Source organism: Nocardia sp. NPDC052001 (assembly GCF_040680615.1).
In the GTDB taxonomy this organism is placed as follows: Bacteria; Actinomycetota; Actinomycetes; order Mycobacteriales; family Mycobacteriaceae; genus Nocardia.
On the sequence record NZ_JBFAXC010000002.1, the window covers coordinates 138,698 to 164,492 of the forward strand.

General features: G+C 66.8%; 23 protein-coding genes, 1 pseudogene and 2 riboswitches. Of the genes and pseudogenes, 18 read left to right on the forward strand and 6 right to left on the reverse strand.

Features of this window, described 5'->3' with window-relative positions:
- Window positions 1-59: 59 nt before the first annotated feature.
- Window positions 60-725: a helix-turn-helix domain-containing protein gene (locus AB0L82_RS09020; RefSeq protein WP_364633102.1), complete on the reverse strand. Its 666-nt coding sequence runs from the start codon at window positions 723-725 to the stop codon at window positions 60-62.
- Between the two features lie 250 nt (window positions 726-975).
- On the opposite strand from AB0L82_RS09020, the gene AB0L82_RS09025 reads away from it, so the two are divergent.
- Window positions 976-2,247 (forward strand): helix-turn-helix domain-containing protein, encoded by a 1,272-nt coding sequence (locus AB0L82_RS09025; protein WP_364633104.1) that lies wholly within the window; start codon window positions 976-978, stop codon window positions 2,245-2,247.
- 43 nt (window positions 2,248-2,290) lie between these two features.
- On the opposite strand, the gene AB0L82_RS09030 is transcribed toward AB0L82_RS09025, so the two are convergent.
- Window positions 2,291-3,631: a lipase family protein gene (locus AB0L82_RS09030; RefSeq protein ID WP_364633106.1), complete on the reverse strand. Its 1,341-nt coding sequence runs from the start codon at window positions 3,629-3,631 to the stop codon at window positions 2,291-2,293.
- Window positions 3,632-3,989: 358 nt separating this feature from the next.
- On the opposite strand from AB0L82_RS09030, the gene AB0L82_RS09035 reads away from it, so the two are divergent.
- The 11 genes from AB0L82_RS09035 to AB0L82_RS09085 all read left to right on the forward strand — a co-directional run bounded on the left by AB0L82_RS09035 (window position 3,990) and on the right by AB0L82_RS09085 (window position 13,867).
- A complete protein-coding gene (locus AB0L82_RS09035) occupies window positions 3,990-4,751 on the forward strand; it encodes an ABC transporter permease (protein ID WP_364635929.1) in 762 nt (253 codons plus the stop codon).
- The gene (locus AB0L82_RS09040; RefSeq protein ID WP_364633108.1) at window positions 4,751-5,617 is read left to right on the forward strand and encodes an ABC transporter permease; all 867 of its coding nucleotides are present in this window, start codon (window positions 4,751-4,753) and stop codon (window positions 5,615-5,617) included. The genes AB0L82_RS09035 and AB0L82_RS09040 overlap by 1 nt, the downstream gene beginning before the upstream one ends.
- 3 nt (window positions 5,618-5,620) lie before the next feature.
- A complete protein-coding gene (locus AB0L82_RS09045) occupies window positions 5,621-6,667 on the forward strand; it encodes an MlaD family protein (RefSeq protein ID WP_364633110.1) in 1,047 nt (348 codons plus the stop codon).
- Window positions 6,664-7,671, forward strand: coding sequence for an MCE family protein (locus AB0L82_RS09050; RefSeq protein WP_364633112.1), 1,008 nt, complete (start codon window positions 6,664-6,666; stop codon window positions 7,669-7,671). The genes AB0L82_RS09045 and AB0L82_RS09050 overlap by 4 nt, the downstream gene beginning before the upstream one ends.
- Entirely contained in the window at window positions 7,659-8,702 is a 1,044-nt protein-coding gene (locus AB0L82_RS09055) for an MlaD family protein (RefSeq protein WP_364633114.1), read from the forward strand. The genes AB0L82_RS09050 and AB0L82_RS09055 overlap by 13 nt, the downstream gene beginning before the upstream one ends.
- Window positions 8,702-9,805 (forward strand): MlaD family protein, encoded by a 1,104-nt coding sequence (locus tag AB0L82_RS09060; RefSeq protein WP_364633116.1) that lies wholly within the window; start codon window positions 8,702-8,704, stop codon window positions 9,803-9,805. Before AB0L82_RS09055 ends, AB0L82_RS09060 begins: the two co-directional genes overlap by 1 nt.
- Window positions 9,802-10,881: an MlaD family protein gene (locus tag AB0L82_RS09065; protein ID WP_364633117.1), complete on the forward strand. Its 1,080-nt coding sequence runs from the start codon at window positions 9,802-9,804 to the stop codon at window positions 10,879-10,881. The genes AB0L82_RS09060 and AB0L82_RS09065 overlap by 4 nt, the downstream gene beginning before the upstream one ends.
- Complete coding sequence (locus tag AB0L82_RS09070) at window positions 10,878-11,837, forward strand: MlaD family protein (RefSeq protein ID WP_364633119.1); 960 nt, start codon at window positions 10,878-10,880, stop codon at window positions 11,835-11,837. The genes AB0L82_RS09065 and AB0L82_RS09070 overlap by 4 nt, the downstream gene beginning before the upstream one ends.
- A 23-nt stretch (window positions 11,838-11,860) precedes the next feature.
- Window positions 11,861-12,451, forward strand: a complete 591-nt coding sequence (locus tag AB0L82_RS09075) for a hypothetical protein (protein WP_364633121.1) — start codon at window positions 11,861-11,863, stop codon at window positions 12,449-12,451.
- A gap of 125 nt (window positions 12,452-12,576) precedes the next feature.
- Window positions 12,577-12,804 carry an acyl carrier protein gene (locus AB0L82_RS09080; RefSeq protein WP_364633122.1) on the forward strand — a complete coding sequence of 76 codons (228 nt, stop codon included), beginning with the start codon at window positions 12,577-12,579 and terminating at the stop codon, window positions 12,802-12,804.
- Between the two features lie 298 nt (window positions 12,805-13,102).
- The gene (locus tag AB0L82_RS09085; protein WP_364633124.1) at window positions 13,103-13,867 is read left to right on the forward strand and encodes a hypothetical protein; all 765 of its coding nucleotides are present in this window, start codon (window positions 13,103-13,105) and stop codon (window positions 13,865-13,867) included.
- A gap of 5 nt (window positions 13,868-13,872) precedes the next feature.
- Here AB0L82_RS09085 and AB0L82_RS09090 read toward each other — a convergent pair whose 3' ends face one another.
- Window positions 13,873-14,496, reverse strand: coding sequence for a carbonic anhydrase (locus tag AB0L82_RS09090; RefSeq protein ID WP_364633125.1), 624 nt, complete (start codon window positions 14,494-14,496; stop codon window positions 13,873-13,875).
- A gap of 167 nt (window positions 14,497-14,663) precedes the next feature.
- A riboswitch (cobalamin riboswitch) is annotated at window positions 14,664-14,900 on the forward strand.
- A 136-nt stretch (window positions 14,901-15,036) separates the two neighbouring features.
- Between AB0L82_RS09090 and AB0L82_RS09095 the strand changes: the two genes are divergently transcribed.
- From AB0L82_RS09095 to AB0L82_RS09115, 5 genes and pseudogenes are all read left to right on the forward strand, one after another.
- On the forward strand, window positions 15,037-15,984 hold the full coding sequence (locus AB0L82_RS09095) for a methylenetetrahydrofolate reductase (protein ID WP_364633127.1): 948 nt from the start codon (window positions 15,037-15,039) through the stop codon (window positions 15,982-15,984).
- A gap of 89 nt (window positions 15,985-16,073) precedes the next feature.
- The gene (locus AB0L82_RS09100) at window positions 16,074-17,126 is read left to right on the forward strand and encodes an ABC transporter substrate-binding protein (protein WP_364633129.1); all 1,053 of its coding nucleotides are present in this window, start codon (window positions 16,074-16,076) and stop codon (window positions 17,124-17,126) included.
- Window positions 17,123-18,145: an iron chelate uptake ABC transporter family permease subunit gene (locus tag AB0L82_RS09105; protein ID WP_364633131.1), complete on the forward strand. Its 1,023-nt coding sequence runs from the start codon at window positions 17,123-17,125 to the stop codon at window positions 18,143-18,145. Before AB0L82_RS09100 ends, AB0L82_RS09105 begins: the two co-directional genes overlap by 4 nt.
- On the forward strand, window positions 18,142-18,903 hold the full coding sequence (locus AB0L82_RS09110; RefSeq protein WP_364633133.1) for an ABC transporter ATP-binding protein: 762 nt from the start codon (window positions 18,142-18,144) through the stop codon (window positions 18,901-18,903). The genes AB0L82_RS09105 and AB0L82_RS09110 overlap by 4 nt, the downstream gene beginning before the upstream one ends.
- A 25-nt stretch (window positions 18,904-18,928) precedes the next feature.
- Window positions 18,929-19,084: riboswitch (cobalamin riboswitch) on the forward strand.
- Window positions 19,046-19,288, forward strand: a pseudogene (locus tag AB0L82_RS09115) (serine hydroxymethyltransferase); the annotation flags it as partial. Its footprint overlaps the riboswitch before it by 39 nt.
- A gap of 29 nt (window positions 19,289-19,317) precedes the next feature.
- Here AB0L82_RS09115 and atzF read toward each other — a convergent pair.
- From atzF to AB0L82_RS09130, 3 genes are read right to left on the reverse strand one after another with little or no spacing between them, the layout of a single operon-like run.
- Window positions 19,318-21,042, reverse strand: coding sequence for an allophanate hydrolase (atzF, locus tag AB0L82_RS09120; RefSeq protein WP_364633135.1), 1,725 nt, complete (start codon window positions 21,040-21,042; stop codon window positions 19,318-19,320).
- Window positions 21,039-24,656, reverse strand: coding sequence for an urea carboxylase (gene uca / locus AB0L82_RS09125; protein WP_364633137.1), 3,618 nt, complete (start codon window positions 24,654-24,656; stop codon window positions 21,039-21,041). Before uca ends, atzF begins: the two co-directional genes overlap by 4 nt.
- Before the next feature lie 3 nt (window positions 24,657-24,659).
- A complete protein-coding gene (locus AB0L82_RS09130) occupies window positions 24,660-25,373 on the reverse strand; it encodes a GntR family transcriptional regulator (RefSeq protein ID WP_364633139.1) in 714 nt (237 codons plus the stop codon).
- Window positions 25,374-25,506: 133 nt separating this feature from the next.
- Here AB0L82_RS09130 and AB0L82_RS09135 point away from each other — a divergent pair, with 133 nt between their 5' ends.
- Complete coding sequence (locus AB0L82_RS09135; RefSeq protein ID WP_364633140.1) at window positions 25,507-25,791, forward strand: hypothetical protein; 285 nt, start codon at window positions 25,507-25,509, stop codon at window positions 25,789-25,791.
- Window positions 25,792-25,795 lie beyond the last annotated feature (4 nt).

Genomic DNA, 25,795 nt, shown 5'->3' on the forward strand with positions numbered 1-25,795 from the left:
AGACAATTCGCCAGGCGTGATTTGCCGAGGATTTGCGGCAATTCTCGCCTGGCGAATTCCTATGTGTGCTCGCGGGTTTCCGGGCTACTGCTCAGCAGGGTGAGAGCGGCGTAGGACAGTGTGGGTTCGAGATCGGGAAGCGCTGCGGCTCCGGCGGTTTGCAGGCAATCGCGGATGCGGTCGTCGATTCCGCCCATGAGGAGTTCGATGACCGCCTCGGGAAGCTGACCGGTTACCTCGCCCTGGGCGGCGGCGAGATCGCGGGCGGCACGCATGCGCCCGGCGAAGACCGACATCAGGCGGCGGCGGTAGACGGTGAAAGCCGGTCCGGCGATGAGGGCTTCGATGTGCAGGGCGCGGGCGGCGGCCGGGTCGTCGGCGAGAATGCGGAGGTAGGCGGCGAGGGAGGCGCGCACCAGTTGCCGCCAATCGAGCTGTCCCGCAGCCGCGATGGCGGAGTCGAGCCGGGTGGTGGCGATGTCGACGAGTACCTCGAAGGCCGCGGCGAAGCAGGCTTCCTTCGAGTCGAAGAGTTCGTAGAAGGTGCGGCGGGAGATCTTGGCGCGCGCCACCAGATCCGCGACGCTGACCGCGTTGTAGCCGTGCTCGGCGACCGCGTCGATGATGGCGACGTACAGGCGCGCCAATTGCGAATCGGCCACTTCGGCGCGGGTGAGCCGGTGCGGGCCGCGCGGAAGTCGCTCGACTGCGGCGGGCTCGTTCACCCGGCCACGATAGCAACGCCCGCGGTCCGGATCGCCGCATGTGGCGGCGTGGCCGCCGACCGGGATGAACTCGCACACACGCTTGGCGGAAAAGAGTGAGGTACTCTACTGTTTTCTACAGGCGGTCCGACCGCTGGACCGGGGTGGGTCGATCCAGGCGAGGAGTACGAAACTATGCAACTGACCTGGGGAATGGCGTGGATGCAGCACCCCGTGCCCACGGGCGCATGACACTCCCGGGTGGTTGATGATGACGATCGCTCCACTGCGGCTGGCGGCCCACGCGCCCCTGATCGCCAGACTGGCGCCGCGCATTCCGGAGATCGCGCTCGAAGTGCGGGATGTCTGTGTGAGCGCGATGCCGATACAGGTCTCCGCCGCGGAGGGCTATTTCGCCGATGACGTCCGGCCCGCGATCTACGCGTGCTGTTCGGGCTATCTGCGCGCACTCGAGGAGTCGCGCACGATCTCCCGGGAGGAGATCGCCCGCATCGTGATGCCCGTGGCCGAACGGCATGCCCCCGGCAATCGGATCGGGCTCTCGCTGCTGATGTCGGCGCTGCACAGCGGTGCGGGGCATCTGTGGAGTCTGATCGCCGAGTCCACCGAGCCGTCGGATGCGGCGGATCTGGCCGCCTTCACCGAGCATCTGTTCGCGTTCATCGGTGAGGTCAGCGCGGTACTGGCCGAAACCTACATCGACAGTGAGCAATCGGCGTATTCGGGGGATCCGCTCGCGCGGCGGGCATTGTGCGCGGCGCTGCTCAAGGGCGATCCCGCCGAGGAGCTCGCGATTCGCGCGGATATCACCCTGGTGGATCGCTATGACGTTGTGGCACTGCAGATTCGATCGGAGGAGGGTATTTCGGGCCCGGGTGCGATGCTGGGAGCTCGGCATCGATTGCGGCTGGCGCAGCAGGCATTCGACCATTTCGCCGGCGGGCCGGTGCTCAATACGTTCGACGGAATCTCCGGTGTCGTCCTGTTGGCGGCGGAAACCGTGGACGTCGATCGATCGGGTGATGCGATCGAGCAGTTGATCGCCACCCTGGAACGGCAGTTCCACATCGATACCCATGCGGCGGTATGCCGCGATATCGTGCGCGCCGAAATTCCCGCCTCCGGTGACACCTGTCGACAGGTCGCCGAAATCGCACAACTGCTCGGCCGCCCGTCCGGGCTCTATCGGCCGGACGACTTCCTGCTGGAGCAGCAGATCACCCGGCCCGGTCCGGCCCGGGAAAGGATTGCGGCACTTCTCATCCCGCTGCGCGAGCACCCCCATTTGCTCGAAACCCTGGAGATGCATGTCCAGTACGGCGGAGCGGACCGTAAGACGGCGGCCGACAAGATGTTCATCCACCCGAATACATTCAGCTATCGACTGCGCCGTGTTGCGGAATTGACCGGGGTGGATCCGTTGCAGCCGAATGGTTTTCGCTTGCATGCCGCCGCGATGATCATCCATCGCATCGACAGGGCCAAATCCCGGATCTGTGCCGAAGCTCCCGGGACGAGCTAGCCGATCTTCGCGGGGCCGCGCGGAATTTCGCGGCCCCGTCCTATCAGGCTGCTCTATCTCCGCTGACATTACTGCCGCGCAACGTGTTTCGGGATGCGTGGACCCGCAGCGGCCGGCCGAACAATACGCGCAGTGCGGTGGCGGCAAGCATGAGCACTCCCCGGAGCCCGGGAGCCAGACCAACCACGGACCACACGGTTCTGGTGCTGGATTCCGCGACGGGAGTCCCCGCTATCCGTGCGGCCAGCCAATCGAGCACCAGCGGTGTGGACAACGGCATCAGTGAGCCGTGTTCGCTCAGCCGGTCGCGCAGATAGGTGACCCGCGCGCCGCCCGCCAGATATCGCCCGACCTGACCGTCGACGTCGTCGACGTGGATGATCTGATCGTGCACGGCCTGCACCACGAGCAAAGGGCAAGCGGGAGTGTGCATTCCGAGCCGCACATCGTCGAGCATCTCCTGCATGGCGGGTCGCTGGAGCAGGTTCGCCAGCGTATCGGTGCGCAGATATTTGTCGACGCTGTGCCGGGCGTACCGCGTGACGATCCCGAACGGATTCATCTTCGCCGCCCGATCGAGGTGGCGCAGCCCCTCGGGCGTGGTCTGTTCGGCGACCACCGCGCCCAGTGCCGGATACAGCGGAACCAGTCCGGCGATCACCATCAGCGCGAGTCCGGCGAACCAGCCGCCGTTCAATCTCGTTACCGCGGCACGGAAATCGCCCACCGGCGAACCGAGCGCGGCCCCGGCGATATTCAATTCCGGACTGTAGATCGGAGCCATCTCCGCCGCCCACGAACTGGCCATACCGCCGCCGGAATAGCCCCACAGCACCACGGGGGTCTGCTCCGGCAGTCGCAATCGGTCGAAACCCAGCGTGGCGCGAATTCCGTCGAGTACCCGGTAACCGGGTTCCCGCGGTGCGCCGAACGCACCGCGCATGCCCTCGTGGTCCGCCATGCTCACGGCCCAGCCGCGCGCGAGCGCGTTTGCCACGACCAGCCATTCGAGCTGTGACAGTGATCCGAGCGCATGTGCGCCGCGGCGCAGCGCGTAGGACGGGAAGCAGTGTTCGCTGACCGCGTCGATGGCACATTGGAAGGCCAGCAGCGGCCGCGGTTCGGCGGGATCGGCTCCGTGCGGCAGGAATACGGTCGTGACCGCCGTTTCCGGCGCACCGTTCAGATCGTTGCTGCGGTACAGCAGCTGCCATGCGGTGACTTGCTGGCGGACAATGCCGAACTGCGCGATTTCGACTGTGCGAGTGCGTAATACGGTGCCCGGTGCCGAATTCGCGAAATCATCGGGCGGTGCATAGAACGGGTCGGCGGAGGGGAGTAGCGGTGTGCTTCCGCGTGTGACGACATCATCGGTGATGCCCATGGTGAACCTCCGTTGAAAATGAAACGCTCGGCGTCGGTAGCGCGACATAGCTGTATTCGGGACCGGCAGTCCGATTCCATCGTGTCAGATTCGATACCACGGAAACACTCCGCGGATCCATTTTGTCTTGTGAGACAAAAGATCCCCGTGATCTTCTTCGCGGCGTGCAGTGACCGCCGGTCGCACGTCGGCGAGACTTGGCAGTCGATCGAAGCAGGTTGTAAACAACAGATGACGGTCCGGGGTGGGTGACGTGTCTGTGTATCCGGCACGCGCAATGACAGGCGGTATTTTGATTTCGGTGGTCCCTGCGCTGAATATCGTGAAGGAGAATTTCTCCGCCACGGTGATCGCGAGCATGCGAACATTCGGCCGATCCGTGCAGATCGGCGTGGAGTCGATTATCGGCACCGCCACCGACATCACCCGCCGCAAATTCCAATGGCGCGAAATGATTCTGCAATGCTGGGCATTGCTCACGGTCACCACCATTCCCGCGATTCTCATGGCGATTCCGTTCGGCGTCATCGTCTCGGTGCAGGTCGGCAATCTCATCCATCAGCTCGGCGCGGATTCCATGCTCGGCGCGGGTGGCGGTCTCGGCGTCATCAAACAGGGCGCGCCGATGGCGACCGGCTTCCTGCTGGGCGGAGCGGGCGCGTCGGCCATTGCCGCGGATCTCGGGGCGCGCACCATTCGCGAGGAGATCGAGGCACTGAAGACCATGGGCATCGATCCCATTCACCGCCTGGTGATTCCGCGCATGGTCGCCATGGTCATCGTCGCCCCGCTGCTCAATATCCTGATCATCTTCGTCGGCATTCTGACCGGCTATGTGATGGCCATCGCGAGTCTGGGCGTGACACCCGGCAGCTACTGGGCGACCTTCGGTTCGTTCGCGACGGTCGCCGATGTCTGGGTCTCCCTGGCCAAATCGATCATCTTCGGTTTCCTGGTGGTGGTCATCGCGTGTCAGCGCGGACTCGAGGCCAGGGGCGGTCCGCGCGGGGTCGCGGACGGCGTCAATGCCGCCGTCGTGGTCTCGGTGGTGTCGATCGTGCTGGTGAATCTCGCTATGACACAGGTGGTTTCGATGTTCCTGCCGACCAGGATCGCGTAATGACGGCGTCGTCGTTCACGCCGAAGGGCCTGGGCTGGGCCTATCGCGGCTATCAGCGCCGGCATCGGCTGCTGGATCCGGTGCGCACCTCGGGTTTCGCGCTCGGCTTCGCCTGGGAGGTGCTGCGCGCGATTCCCTTGGCGCTCACCCACTATCGCGCCCAGACCATTCGCACCATCACCGATATGACCTGGGGTCGCGGTTCGCTCATCGTGGGCGGCGGCACCGTGCCGATGCTGATCATTCTCGGCCTCGCCATGGGCGCGTCTGTCGGCATCGAATCGTTCGTGACGCTGGACATGATCGGTATGGGCCCGATCACCGGTGTGGTGTCCGCCTTCGCCACCACCCGCGAGATGGCCCCCATCGCCGCCGCCATCGGCTTTGCGGCACAGGCGGGTTGCCGCATGACCGCGGAAATCGGCTCCATGCGCATCTCGGAGGAGATCGACGCCATCGAGGCGCTGGGCCTGCGCTCGATTCCCTTCGTGGTCACCACCCGCGTGGTCGCGGGTGCCATCGCGATCGTGCCGACCTTCCTGATGGCGTTGATCCTGAGCTATGCCTCGTGCCGGGTGCTCATCACCGTGCTGCACGGACAGGCCGCCGGGGTGTACGACCACTATTTCTTCCAGTTCGTGAGCGGCTTCGACGTGATCGCGGCGGTGATCAAGGTGATGGTGTTCAGCGTCCTGGTGATCCTGATCCACAGCTACAAGGGCTTTTTCGCCACCGGTGGACCCGAAGGGGTAGGCATCGCGTCCGGGCATGCGGTGCGCGCCAGTTTCGTCGCGGTGATCGCCGCCGACATGGTGCTGAGCATCGTGCTGTGGGGTTTCAACTCACCGATCAGCTTTACGGGGTAGGGGATGCCTGCATACGGATTACCCGGCGTGGCCATGGACGAGAAGCGGTCGCTGAGGATGGGCGCGATAGCGCTCGCCGTTGTGGTCACCGCCGCGCTCATCACGACGGTGGTCGCCGGGGTGCGCGCGGACTCCCGGTTGCGCGTCTCGCTGCTGACCGAGCAGATCGGCGACGGTATCGAGGCGGGCACCGAGGTGCGGCTCGACGGGGTGCGGGTGGGCACGGTCTCGACCATCGAACCGGGTGACGGCGGCACCCAGCGAATCGCATTGCGGCTGGATCGCTCTCGGCTCTTCGGTATCGATGACAGCCTGCGCCTGGACTATGCGCCCGCGAACCTGTTCGGCATCAGCGAACTCGAATTGAAACGCGGCACCGGCGGCGCGCCGCTGCGCGATGACGCCCTCATCGATCTGACCGGGCCGCGCGCGAAGGATGTGTACGACGCGACGATGGGATCACTGTTGCGCACCCTGTCCCAGGTCGGTGACAGTGTGCTGACCCCGCAGGTGGCGGCCATGCTCAGCCGGATGACCACCGATCTGGACGCCTTCACCCCGCTTTTGCAGGCCATGGTCGTGACCGCCGGGACCGTCGCCGATAAGCAGACGATGCCGATCTCGACCGTGCTCGGCAATTTCGGCGCGACGCTGGACAGCGGTGCGGGCTTCGTCGACGCGACGGTGCGACTGCTGCAACGGATTTACTCCATTCCGGTGCTGCGCACGGACCGTCAGCTCTTCGATTCGGGGGTGAACGTGGTGGTCGAGGATGTGCTTCCGGCGATTCGCGCGATCGGCGACGCCGCGCGCGATCAGCTCTCCGGATACACCGATATGCTCATCCCGCTGCTGCGGGCGCTGGCCCAAATGGTGCCCGCGCCAACGCGTTCCGGTGAGGACGTGAGCGCACTGCTGGACCGGTTGCGCACCGCCATGCCGGATACCCCGAACGGCCCGTTGCTGGATCTGTCGGTGGATCTGCGCGGTGTGCCCGCGCTGGCCGTGCCGCTGCTGGGCCTGTCCGCTCCGGCGGGAGCGGGCCGATGAAATCCGTGGCGGGCGCGGCCTGGCGCACCCTGGCATTCGCCGTGGCCATGATCGTGGTTTTCGGCGTGGTGATTTCGGCGATCAAGCGCCCGGTCGACGGTGCGACCGAAACGCACGCCGTGCTCTTCACCGATGCCAATGGTCTCAAGACCGGTGATGACGTGCGCATGTACGGCGTGCAGGTCGGCAAGGTGAACAGCATTGCGCTGGACGGGAATCTGGCCGAGGTGCGGATCTCGGTGCTGACCTCGCACCCGCTGTACGACACCGGCAAACTGGCGATCCGCTATCAGAATCTGACCGGACAGCGCTATATCGACGTCCAGCAGCCGCCCACGCCGACTACCCGGCTCGCCGCCGGGGCCGCCATCGGCACCGATCGGACCATACCGTCGTTCGATATCACCGCGCTGTTCAACGGTTTACAGCCGGTGCTCGCGACGCTGTCGCCGGACGCGCTCAATCAATTCGCCGAGAATATGCTCGCGGTGATCGAGGGCGACGGCACCCGGGTGGGCTCCGCGCTCGATTCGATCGGCAAGCTGAGTTCGTATGTGACCAATCGGCAGAGCGTGATCTCCACGTTGATGGGCAATCTCGCGCACATCTCCGATCAGATCGGCGGGCAGTCACCGCATCTGGTCACCCTGCTGCGCAGCATCTCCGATGTCTTCGGCTCATTGCAGACCAATATCGACGGCCTGGTCGATTTCGCGCTGACCGCCCCGCCGCTGCTGAATCCGGTGGACAGTCTGCTGGATCGGCTCGGCCTGACACCGAAGGTGAACCCGGATATCGACGGACTCATCCGCACCCTGTTCCCGAATCCGCAGGACGCGGTCGATGTACTCGGCCGCCTCCCCGGACTACTGCAATCGCTCGACGCGCTGGTCCCGCGGACCGGATCCGCGGTGGACCTGTCCTGCTCGCGGGGCAATGCCGAAGTGCCGCAGGTGCTCTCGGTGCTGATCGCCGGTCAGAAGGTCGCCGTATGCAAACAGTGAAACCGACGTGGCGGCAACGATTGCGCGTGATGTTCGAACAGCGGTCGCGCACCGAACAGGCAACGCGCAGGCGCGAGCTGCGCTACGGGGTCATCGCCACCGTCGTGGTGCTCATCGCGGGCGGCGTGGCCGGTGCGACCTACGTAATGCCGTTGGGCAAGCACACTTTCACCGCCGAACTGGACGAGGCGCAATCGGTGAAGCCCGGTGACGATGTGCGCCTGGCCGGTATCCCGGTGGGCACCGTCAAATCCCTGGATCTGCGGCCCGATCGGGTGCTGATGAATTTCACCGTCGACACCGATGTGTTCGTCGGCAATGAGACGACCCTGGATATCCGCATGCTCACCCTGGCCGGTGGCCACTATGTCGCGCTGTTTCCCGCCGGTTCGCGTCCGCTCGGTTCCGGGCATATCCCGGCCGATCGGGTTCGACTGCCCTACAACCTGATTCGAGCCTTCCAGGACGCCACCGAACCGGTGAGCAAGCTGGACGGTGATGCCTGGCGCAAGAACTTCGCGGCCCTGCAACAGTCGATCACGGCCAATCCGGACGCACTGCGCCAAATGCTCGGCGGCGTCGAGAGTCTGGTCGACATCCTGAACAAGCAGAACGCGGACGTCTCCAGCGCGCTGGCCGTCGCCGATGAGTACATCGGTGCGATCACCACCGCGAAATCGGTGCTGGGACAGTTCATTCGCACGACCAACCTGCTCGAGACGACCCTGACCAATTACCGGGTCGAGGTGCGCGAGACGGTCAAGACCCTGGTCCGCATCGTCGATCGCATTGCCGCACTGCAACCGGCCTGGCAGTCCAGTCTGCAACCGGTGCTCACCCAGCTCCTCGCGGCCGTACCCGAATTGGAAAGGCTCGGCGGGACATTGGGCTCGCTCATCGATTCTGTACAGGACCTCGGTAAACGGCTCGGTCAGCTGGTCCTGCCCGACGGCGGTATCAGCGTGGACCAGTCCGCGGCCGTGGTAACCGCCCCGCAGTTGTGCATTCCGGTCGCGGGAAAGGCGTGCTGATGCTGTATCGCATGCTCGGCTCGCGCGGATTCATGACGATCTCCGGTGTCGTCGCGGTGGTCGTTGTCGCCTTCGCCGCGTATTTCGTCGCACTCGATCCGGCGGAGAAGATGAACAGCTACTGCGCCGATATGCCGGACACCATCGGCCTGTACACCGGCAATCGGGTGACCATGCGCGGGGTGCCGGTCGGGCAGGTGACCAAACTACAGCCCGGCGGCGCGCGGGTCCGGGTGGACTTCGAGGTGGACGCGCGATATCCGCTGGCGGCCGACACCGCCGCGACGACGCTGTCCAACACCCTGGTCGCCGATCGCGACCTGGCTCTGATCAGCCCCGGAAAGTCCGGTGCGCGTTGGGAATCGGGGACGTGCATCTCGAAGACCCTGACGCCCAAGAGCATGACCGAAATGCTCGACGCGATGGCCACGCTGTCCAACCGGACGCTGGGGTCGGACCCGGCGCGGCAGGATGTGCTCGGCACCGGATTGAAGGCGCTGAACAGCGCCACCGCGGGCACCGGCGATCAGATCAATCAGATCATCACCAAATTGGGCACCGCGCTGAACGCCCCCGACGCGGCCATAGGCAGGCTCGGTTCGGTCATCGACGCGCTGGCGACGCTGTCGGACAGCGTCGCCGCGCACTGGGGCGACATCAAATCCATGCTGACGCGATTCGGCGGGGTGCTCGACCAGGTCAACAATGAACTGTTCAATCAGGTCGTCGAGGTCATCGAGGGCTTCCAGCGCGCCCTGCCGCTGCTCAATGACATCACCACGCTGGCGGGCGATCCCGTGCTGAAGCTGCTCGATTCCGCGGTGCCGCTGGTGCGGATGATCGGGGCGAATGTCGGGACGCTGGAGCAGATCATCCGCATGATCCCCACCATCACCGGTGCGTTCGCCCGCGCGGTCGATCCGCAGACCGGTGCGATCGGCCTCGATTACGCCCCGCCGCGCGTCGCGGTGGCCAGGCCCGATGCCGAGGCGGTCTGCGCGGCGATCAACGCGGTGGCCCCGGGCCGCTGCGCCGGCGCCGCCAACGGACTGGCCGATATCCAACTCCCGCAATTGATCCTCGGAATCGTCGGTGCCTCATGAAACGGTCGAATTACGCTGTCCCGCTGCGATTCCTGATGGCGGTGCCACTCGCCGCGGCGGTGCTGGCCGCCTCCGGCGGCTGCGGATTCGATCCGGCCTCGGTACCGGTGCCGGGTGCGGAGGTATCGGGTCCGACCCATCGCATCCAGATGGAATTCACCAGCGCGCTGAACCTTCCGGCGCGCGCGAAGGTGATGGCCAACGGGGTGCGGGTGGGCACGGTGGCCGATGTGCGTGTGGTCGATCCGGCCGCGGCTCCCGCCAAGGGCGGCTATGTCATCGTCGATGTCGACATCCTGGACTCGGTGCAGCTGCCGGTGTCCACCATCGGTGAACTGCGCCAGAACACCGTGCTCGGCGATATCCACATCGCGCTGACCACCCCGCCGAACGGAGTCGGCGCGAAAATCCCGGCGGGCGGCACGATTCCGCTCACCCAGACCAAACCGCCGGTGCAGCTGGAGGACACCATGGCGGGCCTGGCGACCTTCATTCAGGGCGGTGCCATCGGCCGGATGCAGGATGCGGTGAACAAGCTCAACGGGGTGCTGCCCGCGGATCCGAAGGAGACCGCGCGCATCGCCGATGTGCTGCACGCCGATTACGTCGATCTGGGAAACAATCTCGCACAGGTGGATTCGTTCCTGAACGGCATCGGGGCCGATGCGAGCACGGTGGCGGCCGATGCGCCGGCCATCAAGGAACTGCTCACCGATTACGGCGTCACGCAGACCTCCGCGGCGGTGTCCTCGGTAGTCGGGGTAGTGGGTGTACTGGGCCAGCTCGGCGCGGTCGGGCACGCGCTGATTTGGGCGGCCCCGCTGGTCGATTCCGCCGATGCGGCCGCCAAAGCCTTTCTGCCGCTGGCATTCACGGGCAGGCCACTGGATCTGAGCGCGCCGTCCAATCTGAACAAGCTGGTCGCCCTGCTGCGCGACAAGATCATTCCGTTCGTCGAGCGCGGGCCGAAGGTGAATATCACCGGCGCGACGGTGAGCGGGCCGGATACCGTCGCCAAGAGCGATCAGGTGGACCGGATCGTCGATACCCTGCGCATGATCGGCGCGGTGCGATGAAGGCCGGGGGAGCGGTATCGCTGCTGTCCATCGCGGTCGTGTCGATTCTGGGCGCGATCTATCTGGCGTACGGGGTGGTGCGGCTCGACACCTTCGTGGACTACACCACCGCGCGCATGGTGCTGACCAATTCCGGCAGTATCGGGGTGCGATCGCCGGTGCTGCTCAGCGGAGTTCGCGTCGGCGATGTGACCTCGGTGGACACCACCGCGGCGGGCGTCGAGGTGAATTTCCGCATCGATGACACCTACAGGATTCCGGTCGACTCGCGCGTGGTCATCGAGAATCTGTCCGCGATCGGTGAGCCCTATATCGAATTCGTGCCCGCCACCGGCGCGGGACCCTATCTGCGGTCGGGGCAGACCGTGGCGACCGAGAAGATTCGCATGCCCACCTCGATTCCGGAAGTCGCGCAATTGGTGGTGAAATTCCTGAATCAACTCGATCCGGAATCCATCAAGCCGCTCATCGAGACGCTCGACCGGGCGCTGACCGGAACCGAATCCACGGTGCCCGGGCTGGCGCGTGCGAGCGATCTGCTGGCGGCCAGCATGATCAGCCGCTCGCCGCAGTTGGGCGCGGTCATCACCAATCTGCAATCGCTTGCGGGAGATATGGATTGGGCCGCCCCGGCGATCTCGGCGGGCAATCCGCAGTGGGTGGATTTCGGGGTCGGCGTCGATAGGATCGCGGCGGCGTTCGGGGATCTGGTCAAGATCGCACCGGGTCCGCGGATGTATGCCGAGGGCAATGGTCTCGCACCGTTCCTGCAGCAGCTGGCCGAATGGGTCCGCACCGTCGGACCGGATCTGCAAGCCCTGCTTCCGGTGCTGCAACCCCTTGTCCGGACCGGTATTTCGACCATTCCGCAGGTCGATATCAGCAGTCTGCTCGCACAGGCGCTCGCCTCGGTCGGCGATGACGGTGCGCTGCGGCTGCGGATCAACGTCAAGTAATCAGACATGGAGTGTGAGTTCAGATGGCGACCCTGATCGACGAGAACATCGAGGAGAAGACCACCGCCGAGCCCGCCGCGGCCGGGACCGGGCGGACCATCGCGGTCTCGCTGTCGACCATGATCACGGCCGTCGTCGTGGCGGCGCTGGTGATCACCGCCGGAGTGTTCGCGGCACTGTGGATTTCCGCGCGCGGTGAGCTGAGCGACAACACCACCGCCACGGCCGCGAATCAGCACGCCGAACAGGTGGCCACCGATTACGCGGTCGGCGCGGCCACCATCGACTACAGGGACGTGAACTCCTGGTTCGCCAAATTGAAGGCGAACACCACGCCCACCCTGGCGAACAAATTCGATGCCACCGCACCCAAATTGCAGGAGATCCTGGTCCCGCTGAAGTGGACCTCGACCGCGACCCCGATCGCGGCGAAGGTCGCCTCGGATTCCGGCGGCATCTACAAGGTGAATGTCTTCGTGAACGTGAATTCCACCAGTGCCCAGGCCCCGGACGGCGGCCTCACCACCGTCACCTACAGCGTCACCATCGATACGAATTCGGGCTGGAAGATCTCCGATGTCGGCGGCATGGACGGCGCGCTCCCGCGCAAGTGACGAAATCATCGCAGTGATCCAGGAGGAATCCACCGTGACCGAGAAGCTCGTCCATGCCGAATTCCCCGGGGGCAGTTGGCAATCGAAGGTGGTTCGGCAGACGCGGTTCCGCGCCGGGCGACGGCATGACATCCGGTAGTACCTCGACTGCGGCGCAGCGGGATTCGGATGGGACGTACCTCGACTGCGGTCTCGATTCCATGCACTCGCTGGAGCTGATCGCCGAACGGGAGAAGACCTTCGGGATCTGCGTCACCCCCGATGGGATTCCGCGGACCGGCACGTTGCGCGAGGTCTGGGAAGCCATGGAACGCAGGTTCTGCGATGCGAGTGGTGGTCGTCCGCGTCGCTAGCGACCACTATTCACCCTGCCGTCATTCCGTGGTCAGCAATCATCAAGCGCGGTAGGGGTTTCCGCCCATAGTCTCGAATCGGTCCGGAACCCGGGTGTATACCCGCCTCCTGAGTGGTGGCCCTCGCTGCAACCGAGGGCGTCCTCACCGCTCACGCTGATGCCGCCGGAATCGTCCCCCTGCCCGGCGGCATCACCGAACCACTTCGGCGCACTCCGTCCCGAATGCCGGTTCTCGGCTGCCAAGATCGCTATCGTTGGCTTCGAATGCGAGCGAAATGCCTGATCCTGGAGGTCGCGTGAGACGCGTTCCCGCGGGTGTACCGCTAGCCGCTTCGGACGGCTGGTTTGATCGGATGATCGTGCTGCCGGGCAAATTGCCGCTGGCGATGCTGCTGCTGATGTTCGTGATCACGTTCGTGTTCATCCGGATCAGCGTGCGCATGATTCGCGCCGGTGTGTCGTGGTGGCCGGGCAATATCACCCCGGGCGGGAAGCATATTCACCACATGGTGTTCGGGGTGGTGTTCATGATCGCGGCCGGATTCGGGGTATTCAGCCCGATCGGCGAGCATTCGCCGTGGCCGGAGCTGTTCGCCGGATTATTCGGGGTCGGCACCGCGCTGGTGCTCGACGAGTTCGCGTTAATCCTGGATCTGAAGGACGTCTACTGGTCCGAACAGGGCCGGGTATCGGTGGACGCGGTCGTCATCGGAATCGCGGTGTGCGCGCTCATGCTGCTCGGCGCGACACCGCTGGGGATCACCGATAACTTCCGCGGCTGGCAGGTGGTCGTCGGGGTGGTGCTGCTGCACGGCTCGCTCGCCCTGGTGACCATGGCCAAGGGCAAAGCCTGGACCGGCCTGTTCGCGCTGTTCATACCGATACTGGGACTGATCGGCGCGATTCGCCTGGCCCGCCCGCAATCACCGTGGGCGCGTTGGCGATACGAGGCCGGATCGGCGAAGGCGCGCAAAGCCGAGCGGCGCGAAGCCGATGAGCAATGGTTCGATCGCCTGCGCGACGGCCTCTACAACGCCGTCGCGGGGCGACCGAATCAGTAGTCCGATCAGGCGTGTTCGCCGATATTGCCGAAGACGCTGTTCAGTTTCGCCTGGCCGTCGGCGAGGTTGTAGGTGACGCACGCGATGGCGAGGTCGCCCGCCATGACGCGCTGGGAGATGGCGGTCGAGCGCTGCATGAGCTGGCGCGCGGTCTCCTCGACGTGGCGGCCCTCGAGTTCGTCGACGGTGGTCAGGCCCTCGCGGCGGCCGAGCAGGATGGACGGGGTGACCCGCTCCACCACGCTGCGGATGAATCCGCCGGGCACCTCGCCATTGTCGAGCGCGTCGATGGTGGCACGCACCGCGCCGCAGCTGTCGTGACCCAGGACGACGATCAGCGGCACATTGAGCACCTCGGTGCCGTATTCGATGGAACCGAGCACCGAGCTGTCCACCACGTGGCCCGCGGTCCGGACCACGAACATATCGCCGAGGCCGCGGTCGAAGATGATCTCCGCGGCGACGCGGGAGTCACCGCAGCCGAACAGGATCGCCGAGGGGTGCTGCCCGCCCGCGAGCTTGGCGCGATCCGCCGCTCCCTGGCTGGGGTGCTGCAGTTCACCGTTGACGAAACGCTCATTTCCTTCGCGGAGGGACTTCCAGGCACTGATCGGGTTCGAATAAGGCATAGCTCCCATATTGCCCATGAAACAGACTGGACGCGATGTGAGGTTCACGGGGTGATCGCAACCCGGCGGTTGGTGTGGTCGCAACCCGCCGGTTGGAGACGCCGCCGGACTTCGCTAGAGTTCGTCATCGCAGCTGGTTCGCCGGAGAGGGTATTGAGGAGCCCCTGATCCACTCGAAGGCGTCGAGCTCGGCATCGCGCACGCGCGAGCCGGGTGAGAGGGAACCCGGTGGGAATCCGGGACTGTCCCGCAGCGGTGAGTGGGAACGACGGTCGTGAAGGCACTGGGCGCGAGCCCGGGAAGCGACGGCCGATAGGTAGCGCCCCGGTCGTGTGTGCCGGGGTCGGCCCGGTGCGGGCCGGCGCCCACGAGTCCGAAGACCTGCCCGTTGCGCCGGATACACCGTATCCGGCGGTCGTCGCCTCGTGGATTGGGCGGTACGCCGAGGATCGGTGCGGGGACGAATCACCCCGCGGGCTCCGTCAGCGTGCGCTCCCGATGGGGCGACGGCGTATCGGCCGTTGATCATGGAGCTCCTCGATGTCGAACGCTGACAACACCTCTACCGTCGTGCGAAGTCTGCGCGCCCATTCCGGGTCGCGGGTGCCGTTCTCGGTGGAGTTCAATCCGCCCCGCGACGCCGCCGGTGAAGCCCGATTGTGGCGCGCGGCACGCGAATTCGAGCGCATGCACCCGGCGTTCGTATCGATGACCTACGGGGCCGGCGGCTCCACCAAGGACCGCACCGCCCGCATCACCGGCCAACTGGCGCAGGAGACCACCTTGCTTCCGGTCGCGCACCTGACCGCGGTGGGGCACAGCGTCGCCGAACTGCGGGCGCTGGTCGGCTCCTACGCCGACTGCGGCATCCGCAATATCCTTGTGCTGCGCGGAGATCCGCCCGGCGACCCGCTGGGCGAATGGCGCAAACATCCGGACGGGCTGGAGTACGCCGAGGAATTGGTCCGGCTGGTGCGCGAGCTCGGCGATTTCCACGTCGGGGTCGCCTCGTTCCCGCAGGGGCATCACCGCTCCCCGGACCTGGAGACCGATTCCGCCTATCTGGCCGCGAAACTCCGTGCCGGAGCGGACTATTCGATCACCCAGATGTTCTTCGATCCGGAGCACTATCTGCGGCTGCGGGATCGCATGGCCGCCTTCGATCCGGTGCAGGGCGCGAAACCCATTATCCCCGAACTGATGCCGATCACCTCGATGCGCACGGTCGCCCGCGCGGAGGAGCTCAGCGGGCGGGCGCTTCCGGCCGGGATCGCCGAGCGGCTGCGCCGTGCGGCGGGCAACGGCCCCGAGGAGGATCGGGCCGCCGTGCGCGCGGCGGGCATCGAGATCGCCACCGAGATCGCGCAGCGGCTCATCGACGAGGGCGTGCCCTGCCTGCACTTCATCACGCTCAACTTCGCCAAGGCGACCCGCGAGGTGCTGAACAACCTCGGCTACGACGTCACCGCCGCGCCGCTCAGCGCATGACCGCGAAACCGATTCGGTCGCTGAACATTCGCTCCGGCCGCATACCGCGCCGGGGATTCCATAAGATTCCGATTGGTACGGTGCATTTCATGAAGACGACGCGATCGATGCGGCTTCTGGCTGTGTTCGGAACAGTTGGCTGTCTAGTTGCCGGTATCACCGCCTGCGGCACCTCCTCGGATACGGCGACGGCCGGGGACGCGAGCGCTCAGGACCGCCCGGGGCGCACCGGCTATCCGTTCACCCTCGAAAACTGCGGCGTCAAGGTCACCTTCGACAAAGCGCCCACCCGCGCGGCGGCGCTGTACCAGGCCTCCACCGAGATCCTGCTGTCGCTGGGCCTGGCCGATCGCATGGTCGGCACCTCGACCTGGTTCGATCCGGTGCTCCCGGCGCTGGCGGCCGATAACGCCAAGGTGCCCCGCCTGGCCGATAACGATCCGTCGTTCGAGGCGGTGCTGGCCAAGGAACCCGATCTGGTGACCTCGGCCAGCGCGCACACCTTCACCCCGGCCGTAGTGGCCGAGCGCTCCCGGTTCGCACAGCTCGGCATCCCGACCTATCAGTCGCCCGCGGTCTGCACCGGCGCGAAGGTGGACGGCGAAACCGTCACCCGCACAGCGCCACTGGGCATCGATACGCTGTTCCAGGAGATCACCGAACTGGCTCGGATCTTCGACGTCCAGGATCGAGGCGCGCAACTGGTCGATCAGCTGCGCGGCCGCTTGCGGGCCGCGACGGGCGGGCAGCAGGGTTCCACGCCGACCGTCGCCTTCTGGTTCTCCGGCGTCAAAACCCCCTATATGGCCGGATGCTGTTCCGCCCCGGGGCTTTACGCCAAAGAGGTCGGCGCGCGCAATGTCTTCGTCGATCAGCGTGAGGACTGGCCCGAGATCAATTGGGAAGCGGTCGTGGCGAGCGATCCGGATGTGCTGGTGCTCGCGGACCTGAGCCGCAAACGCATCGAGGGTGATGCGCTGACCACGAAAATCAGCTTCCTGGAATCGAATCCGGCCACCAATCGAATGCGCGCGGTGCAGGGTAAGCACTACGTGGTGATGACCGGCTCCGAACTGGATCCGGGCATCCGCGAGATCGACGCCATCGAGAAGCTGGCGACCGGTCTGGCCACGGCGCGTTGACACCGGCCCGCCGCGCCACCGCGATCTGCCTGGGTTCGGCTGCGCTGCTGGTCGTTTCGATCGCCGTGACGGTATCCATCGGGCCCGCGAATGTGTCGCTGCGCGAGGTCTACGGCATCATCGGTCAGCACCTCGGCATCGGCACCTCCTCGGCCGGTCGCCTGGCCGACGGCATCGTCTGGCAATTGCGGCTGCCGCGCGCCCTGCTGGCGGCGCTGTGCGGGGCAGGGCTCGCGCTCTGCGGCGCGATTCTGCAATCGCTGCTGCGCAATCCGCTCGCCGATCCATTCGTCCTGGGTGTGTCCTCCGGCGCCTCCACCGGTGCGGTGCTGGTGGCGGTGCTCGGAGTCGGAGCCGGGGTGCTGACGCTGTCCGGCGGTGCGTTCCTGGGCGCGGTGCTGTCCTTCGCACTCATGCTGGCGCTGGCCTACGGTGCGGGCGGCACCCCGGATCGGGTGGTGCTCGCGGGTGTGGCCTGCACCCAACTGTTTTCGGCGCTGACCTCGCTGATCGTGTTGTCCTCGGCCAATGCCGAACAGACGCGCGGCGTGCTGTTCTGGCTGCTGGGTTCGCTGGCGGGCGCGACCTGGACCGATGTGGCGTTGGCGGCCACGGTGTTCGGGATCGGCGGTCTCATCTGTCTTTGGTACGCACCGGCTTTGGACGCGTTCGCCTTCGGCCCGGATGCCGCCGCCGCGCTCGGCGTCGCCGTGGGCCGCACCCGGGTGGTGCTGCTGCTGGTCACCGCGTTGGTCACCGCCGCACTGGTGAGCGCGGCCGGGGCGATCGGTTTCGTGGGTCTGGTGCTACCGCATTTCGCCCGTTTCCTGGTCGGTCCCGGTCATTCCCGGCTGCTGCCGGTGACGGTCCTGATCGGCGCGGTCTTCATGGTGTGGGCCGATACCTTCGCTCGAAGTATGTTCGGCGCCAGGGAGATTCCGGTAGGTGTGGTCACCGCACTGCTCGGGGTGCCTGCCTTCGCGGTGCTGCTGGCCCGGCGGCGCAGGCAGCTGATATGACCCTGCGCGCACTCGAGGTCTGCTGGACCCGCTCGGGCCGCCTGGTGCTGGACGGCGTCACCCTCGATCCGGAACCGGGGACCACCGTGGGGCTGCTGGGCCCCAACGGTTCCGGCAAATCCTCACTGCTGCGGCTCATGTCGGGCCTGGACCGCGCCGATTCCGGGAGCGTCCGCCTCGATGACACCGCCCTGCACGATCTTCCGCGCGGACAGCTCGCGCGCCGGATCGCAGTGGTCGGCCAGCACGCCGATACCGATCTCGATCTCACCGTGCACGATGTGGTGCGGCTCGGCCGGATTCCGCATCGCGGCTGGTTCGGCGGCGATCCGGGGGCGGATACCGCGGCCATCGACGCCGCGCTCACGGCGGCGGGATTGGCGGACAAGGCGACTCAGCGCTGGCACACGCTCTCCGGAGGTGAGCGCCAGCGCACGCTGATCGCGAGCGCGCTGGCGCAGGAACCCCGCGAACTCCTGCTCGACGAGCCCACCAATCATCTCGATATCGCGCATCAGCTCGAGATCCTCACCCTGGTCCGCGCCCTGCCGGTGACCGCGATCCTGGCCCTGCACGACCTGAATCTGGCCGCCATGTTCTGCGATGTACTGGTGGTGCTGCAACACGGCCGCGTGGTGGCGACCGGCGCTCCGGCGCAGGTGCTGACCGAGGAACTCATCGCCGAGGTCTACCGGGTGCGCTGCCGGGTCGAAAACACCGGCGCGGGCGATACTTCGGTGCGATTCCTGCGCGACTGACCGGAGCGCGCCCCGGGCGTGGGCGAAGAGGGAACCCGGTGGGAATCCGGGACTGTCCCGCAGCGGTGAGTAGGAACGAACGCCGTCATACGCACTGGGCGACCGACAGCCCGGGAAGCGACGGCCGGTAGGGCGGCCGAACACGGTGAACCGCAATGCCGTTCCCTTCGATCCGCGACCGCCCATGGTCACCTCGGGTCTGCGCATCGGCACCGCCGCATTGGCCACCCGCGGGTTCGGCGATGCCGAGTTCACCGAGGTCGCCGATATCATCGCCACCGCCCTGGCGGGTGGCTCCGATATCGAGGCGCTGCGCGACCGGGTCACGAAACTGGCGCGCGCGGTACCGCTCTACGACGGGCTGGAGGACTGGCGACTGTTCTGATCCGGCCCGTCGCTCGGCGGGACGGTGCGTTAGCGAGCGCTCAAATACGCTCGCCAGCCACCGTATTCGGTGATGTCGGCGGCGGTTGCGGTGGCGTCATGGGTCGCGGTGAAACCTATGACGCCGCGGCCGTCCTCCAGTTCGATCGCGGTGAGCGCCATCGGTGCGGGCAGGGCGGCCAGGAATCGGCCCAGCGCGGCCTCGGACAGCCGGTACAGTTCGCCCGGAATCGGCGCGCCCGCACCGGGTTCGGTGCGCACCAGTCCGGGTTTCGGTGGCGTGGTTGCCATGGCCGTGAGCCGGTACGCATCGGTGGTGCGAATGGCTCCGGCGAAACGCGCCCCGAGTTCCTCGAGTTGCCAGTGCAGTGGCTGATCGCGCAGATGCGCCCCGAAGACGGCGAGGTCGATGCCGCGATCGACCAGAAGCGGTGCGGTATCGGCATTTTGGAGCCGGGCCGCGATATCGACCGCGACCTGGTCGGCGAAGGCGGGGACGACGATCATCACCCCGAACGGATATCCGGTGGCGGTCGCGGCCCCGGGAATCGCCACCGCGGCCAGGTCCACCAGATTGCAGAAGTTGGTGAATGTGCCGAGCCGCCGGTTGATTCCGATCGGATCGGCCTGCACCGCCGCGAGACTCGGATGCTCGGTGGTCGTCGGCAAGAGCAGGGCGTCGAACGGTTCGAGCAGTTCCGCCGCGAAGGCGCGAGCCCGGGCGAGGGTGTCCAGATCGGCGGCGAAGCCGGGTCCGGTGGTCGCGGCGGCGGCCGAAATGATCGCCGCCACGGTGGGATCGGCTCCGGCCGGGGCGGTATCGAGGAACGCGCCGACGGCCGCGTAGCGCTCCGCGACGATCGAGCCGTCGTAGAGCAGCAGTGCGGCCTCCAGCAGCGGCGCGATATCGACCGCCTCGATCTTGCATCCGGCTTCGAGCGCGGCGCATACCGACCTGTCGAAGGCGTCCCGATACTCCGGGCTGAGCGCATCGAGGTTGGCGGGCACGGGGACGGCCAGCCGCGGCACCTGGGGTGCCGCGAATCGCACATCGGCGGGCCAACTTCGGCTGCGGGGATCACGGCCCTCCGCGCCCGCCATGACGGCCGCCGCGCGGGTGGCGAGGTCGAGGGTGGCGGCGAAGACGGTGACGGCGTCGTAGTCCGCGCAGGCCGGCACCACCCCGTGCGCCGGGATGATCCCGAGCGTCGCCTTGATGCCGACGAGGTCGTGGAATGCGGCTGGTACTCGGCCGGAACCGGCTGTGTCCGTGCCGATTCCGATATCGGCGATGCCGAGCGCGACCGCGACCGCCGATCCGGAACTGGAACCGCCCGAGATCAGCTCGGGGTGCAGTGCGTTGCGGACCGCGCCGTGGGGACTGCGCGTCCCGACCAAGCCGGTGGCGAACTGATCGAGATTGGTCTTGCCGAGCACGATCGCCCCGGCCGCGACCAAACGCGCTATGGCGGAAGCGGTTTCGGCGGGGGAGTAGGCGTATTCGGGACAGCCCGCGGTGGTCGGTAGTCCCGCGACGTCCACATTGTCCTTGACCGCGACGAGCAATCCGGCCAGCGGCAGCGTCGCGCCGTCCGCGAGGCGCTGTTCGATCGCGGCCGCCTCGGCGTGCACATCGTCGAACTCGCGCAGGGTGATCCACACTTCGGGCCGATCGGCCGCGGCGATGCGCGCGTAGGCCGCCGCGACGCGTGCGGTCGGCACGGGGGTGGCGGGCGCGGTCTGGGGTGTGGTCATTCGGTCACTCCGATCACGGCTAGTGGGGTTCCGGGTTCCACCGTGGCACCGGGGGCGACGAGCACCCGCAGCACGGTGCCGGTGGCCGGACTGGGCACGGGCAGTTCGAGTTTCATCGCCTCGAGGACTGCCACGGGGTCACCGGCGCGCAAGCGCGCGCCGGGTTCGATATCGACGCGCCAGACATTGCCGACCATGGGCGCGGTGACCACGGTGGCATCGGGCGGCAGATCGGCGAGCTGATCGCCGCGGTCCTCGACCGGTGGCGGTGCGGCCACGGTGCGGTCGAACTCACCGGCGGCGTGCCAGGCGCGTTTCTCGGCCTCGAACGCCGCACTCTGCCGGGTCTCGAATTCGGCGATATCGGCGGCATTGTCGCGCAGCATCTTCCGGTGCTCGGCGAGCGCGAAGACGCCCTCGGTGACCTCGGCGTCGAAGCGTCCGGACCGGGCGGCCGCGCGATGGTCGAGGAGCTGTTCGGGGCTGACCGGCTCCCAGACGATGCGGTCGAAGAAGCGGAACAGCCACGGTGTGCCATCCTCGAACGGCGCGTGCTGTCGATAGCTGGACCAGATCGGGATGGTGCGCCCGATCAGCTGATAGCCGCCGGGGGATTCCATACCGTACACACACAGGTACTTACCGCCGATGCCCACCGCGTCCGACGGTGTCCAGGTGCGCGCCGGATTGTATTTGGTGGTGACCAGCCGATGCCGCGGATCCAATGGAACCGCCAGGGGCGCACCGAGATACACATCGCCGAGTCCGAGCACCAGGTATTCGGCATCGAATACGGTGCGGCGGACCTCATCCACGCTGTCCAGGCCGTTGATCCGGCGAATGAATTCGACATTGGACGGCAGCCAGGGCGCGGTATCGCGAATTCCGCTGCGGTAGCGGTCGATCGCCTCGGCGATGGACGGATCGTCGAACGACAGCGGCAGCCGAATCGTGCGGCTCGGCACGACCAGATCGCCGGTCGCGGGCAGTTGCTCCTCGAGTTCGGCGAGCAGTCCGAGCAGCCGATACTGCGGCAGGGCAGCGGGATCGAAGTGGATGTGCAGTGACCGCACCCCGGGCGTGACATCGATGATGCCGGGCGGGGCGGCGGCCGCCAGGGCCTGTGCCAGCGCGTGCACCCGCATGCGCAGGCCGAGATCCAGCACCATCTCGCCGTATTCGACCAGGATATTGTCATCGCCGCCGCGCAGATAGCGCACCGCCGGACGATCGGCGTCGGCGTCGACTCCGCCGAGTATGCCGCGATCACGCAGTGCCGCACCGGAATCGGTGAGCACACCGGTGGCGCGCGCGGTGGTCGAGGCGCGCAGTTCGGTGGCGGTGTCATCGGTGACGGGCAGGAACGCGATGGTGTCGCCGGGCCGCACCTGGCCCAGCTTCCAGCGGTGCGCGGACACCACGGTCAGCGGGCAGGCGAAGCCGCCCAGGCTGGGACCGTCGGGGCCGAGCAGAATCGGGGTATCGCCCGAAACATTGAGCGCGCCAACGCTGTACGGATTGTCGTGCAGGTTCGACGGATGCAGTCCGGCGTCACCGCCATCGGTGCGCGACCATTGCGGGCGCGGTCCCTCGAGCCGAATGCCCGTGCGATTGGCATGGCTGCCGACCCGCCAGGAACGCTCGTAGAACTGCGTCATATCGGCATCGGTGAAGTAGGCGGGCGCGGTTTGCGGCCCCTCACCCACGGCCAGTTGCCAGTCGTGCGTGAACAGCGGCCGCTGCTCGAGAGGCACCGGTCCCGGTACATTTGTCGTATCCGCTTGCCCGGCAGCGATTCCCAGCACATCGCCGTCGGCGACAGCCTTACCGGTGACGCCGCCGAAGCCGCCGAGCGTGAACGTCGAGGCGCTGCCGTGGTACAGCGGCGCGTCGATCCCGCCCCGAATGGCCAGGTAGGTGCGCAGTCCCGCGTCCGAGGGTGCGCCGACATCGAGCACCGATCCGGCGGCGATGGCGACCGGTTCCCACATGGGCGCGGGTTCACCGTCCACGGTCACCAGGGTCGGCGCTCCGGTGACACAGATCAGCGCCGCACCGGAGAACCGCAGTCGCGGTCCCTGCAAGGTGCATTCCAGACCCGGTGCGCCGGTGGGATTGCCCACGGCGGTATTGGCCAGGGTGAAGGACAGATCGTCCATCGGTCCGGATGGCGGAATTCCCACCTCCCACAGTCCGATTCGGCCGGGATGGTCCTGCACCGTGGTCATGGTGCCCGCCCGCAGCACATCCACCCGGCGGCTGGACCACGACAGTTCGGCCAGGGTGCCGGTGCTGTGATCGGCCGCGCGCACCACCGGCGCGACCGCGGCGGCCCGCAACTGCGGCAGGTTGGTCTGCACACCGTAGACGCCGGTGTCCGCGAGCGCCGCGCTCAGCTTCCCGAACGCCGCCTCGCGGTTCGCGCCGTGCGTGATGACCTTGGCCAGCAGCGGATCGTAGAACGCGCTGACCTCGGTGCCGGTCCCGATCCAGGTGTCGACCCGAGCGTCGGCGGGAAACCGTGTGGCGGTGACCAATCCGGCGCTCGGGCGGTAGTCGTGCCCAGGATCTTCGGCGTAGACGCGCGCCTCCACCGCCCAGCCCCCGAGCGCGGGTCCGGCGTCCGGCACACCGTCGAGCACGGTGTCCTCACCACCGGCCAAGCGCAGCATCCAGTCCACCAGATCGACGCCGGTGATCGCCTCGGTGACCGGATGTTCCACCTGGAGACGGGTATTCATCTCCAGGAATGAGGCTTCGCGGCGTTCGGTGTCGTACACGAATTCGACGGTGCCCGCCGACCGATAGTGCACCGAGCTCGCCAGAGCGCGGGAGGTCGCGAGCAATTGTTCGGTGAGCTCTTCGGGCAGCCCCGGGGCGGGCGCTTCCTCGATCACCTTCTGATTGCGGCGCTGAAGTGAGCAGTCGCGGGTGCCCAGACTGACCACCCGGCCCTTACCGTCGCCGAAGACCTGCACCTCGATATGCCTTGCGCGCCTGATGAATCGCTCCAGGAACACCCCGGCGGAGGAGAAGTTCGCCACCGCGAGCCGCTGTACCCGCGCGAAGGCCGCCCGGACTTCGTCAGCGTCGAAACACGCCTGCATACCGATGCCGCCGCCCCCGCCGACCGCCTTCACCATCACCGGATAGCCGACGCGATCCGCCTCGGAGACCGCGTGATCGACCGATTCCAGAATGCCGCTGCCCGGCACCAGCGGTACGCCCACCGCGCGGGCCGCCTCGCGGGCGGTGTGCTTATCACCGAATACCCGCAACTGTTCCGGCGTCGGGCCCACGAAGACCAGTCCGGCCGCCGCCACATCGGTGGCGAATTCCGCGTTCTCGGACAGGAATCCGTAGCCCGGGTGAATCGCCCCCGCGCCGGAGGCCAATGCCGCCTCGATGACAGCGTCGGCGCGCAGATAGGACTGTGCGGCCGGACCCGGTCCGAGCCGTACGGCCGCATCGGCCATGCGGACGTGCGCGGCCCCGAGGTCCGCGTCGGAGTACACCGCGACCGTCTTGAGCCCCAGGTCGCGGGCGCTGCGCAGGATGCGACAGGCGATCTCACCGCGATTGGCGATCAGTACGGTGTCGAAACTCGAACTCACCGATTACTCCTGTTCAATGGCCATGGACATGGCGACGATGGCGCGGGTGACCCGCTCGACCACGACGTCGAGGGATTCACCGATATGCCGGTGCAGTAGGTCGTAGGCGAGCGGAAGATCCTCGGCGAGAACGGCGTCCAGAATCGCGAGGTGTTCGGCGATGGTCACCTCGACCCGGTTGTTGACCATGAAGTCGTACATGCGGACGTGCCGGATGCGGGCATTGACCGCGATCAGGGCGCGCACCAGCTCACCGTTGCCGGACGCGGTCAGCAATGCGATATGGAAGCCCTCGTCCACGACCACGAATCCCGGCTCCTGCGCGGGTGGATCGGCCCGCAGAGCCAGCCAGTGCTCCCGTTCGAGCCGCAGCAGCTCATGATCGTGCCGGATATCGGCATTGTCGATGGCGCGCTGAATTCCGCTCAGCTCCAGCGCGATTCGCAGCTCATAGAGATCGCGCACCTTGGGAATGCTGGGCCGCACCGGGCTGAACCCGATCTCCTCCCGGTGCAGCAGTCCGTCCGAGCACAGCATGGCCAGCGCCTCACGCGCCGGTGTTCGCGAAATCCCGAACCGGGCCGAGACTTTCGGTTCGGTCAGCCGCTGACTGAACTTGATTTGACCGTTCATGAGTTCGTCGCGCAGCGTGGCGTACACGGTGTCGCGCAGGTGTCCGCTGGCCCCGTTGGCGCGCGTCCGCAATGGTGTCGACATGCCTGTATACGCTATGTAGCAGGCGTTTCCGCGCAGCTACGGTGCGTAACGACTGGGTTAGCAAGCCCTCACGGGCGTCGTGCGGCGGCATTCGGCGAGAATCGAGGGAGTCGAGGGGTTAGCGTGGAGTGGTATGGCCAGTAGAGATATTTCGGTGACGGTGGGGGAGGACGACTGGCGCGCGCTGGTCGCCGCCGCGGAGGCGGCGGGAATGGGGGTGGAGGCGTATGTCTCCTGGTGTGTGCGGATTCTCGCGTTGCAGGCGCAGCCCGGGGGCGGCAAGCGCGCGGAGCGGCTTGGGCATGTGAAGGCACGGCGACGCAAGGCCGCCGCCGATGAGGGCACCGAGGCCGCGGCCTGGGCGGAGACGTTCACCGAGCGGTTGTCCCACCGGGCGGATCGACGGCCGCGGCTCTGATTCC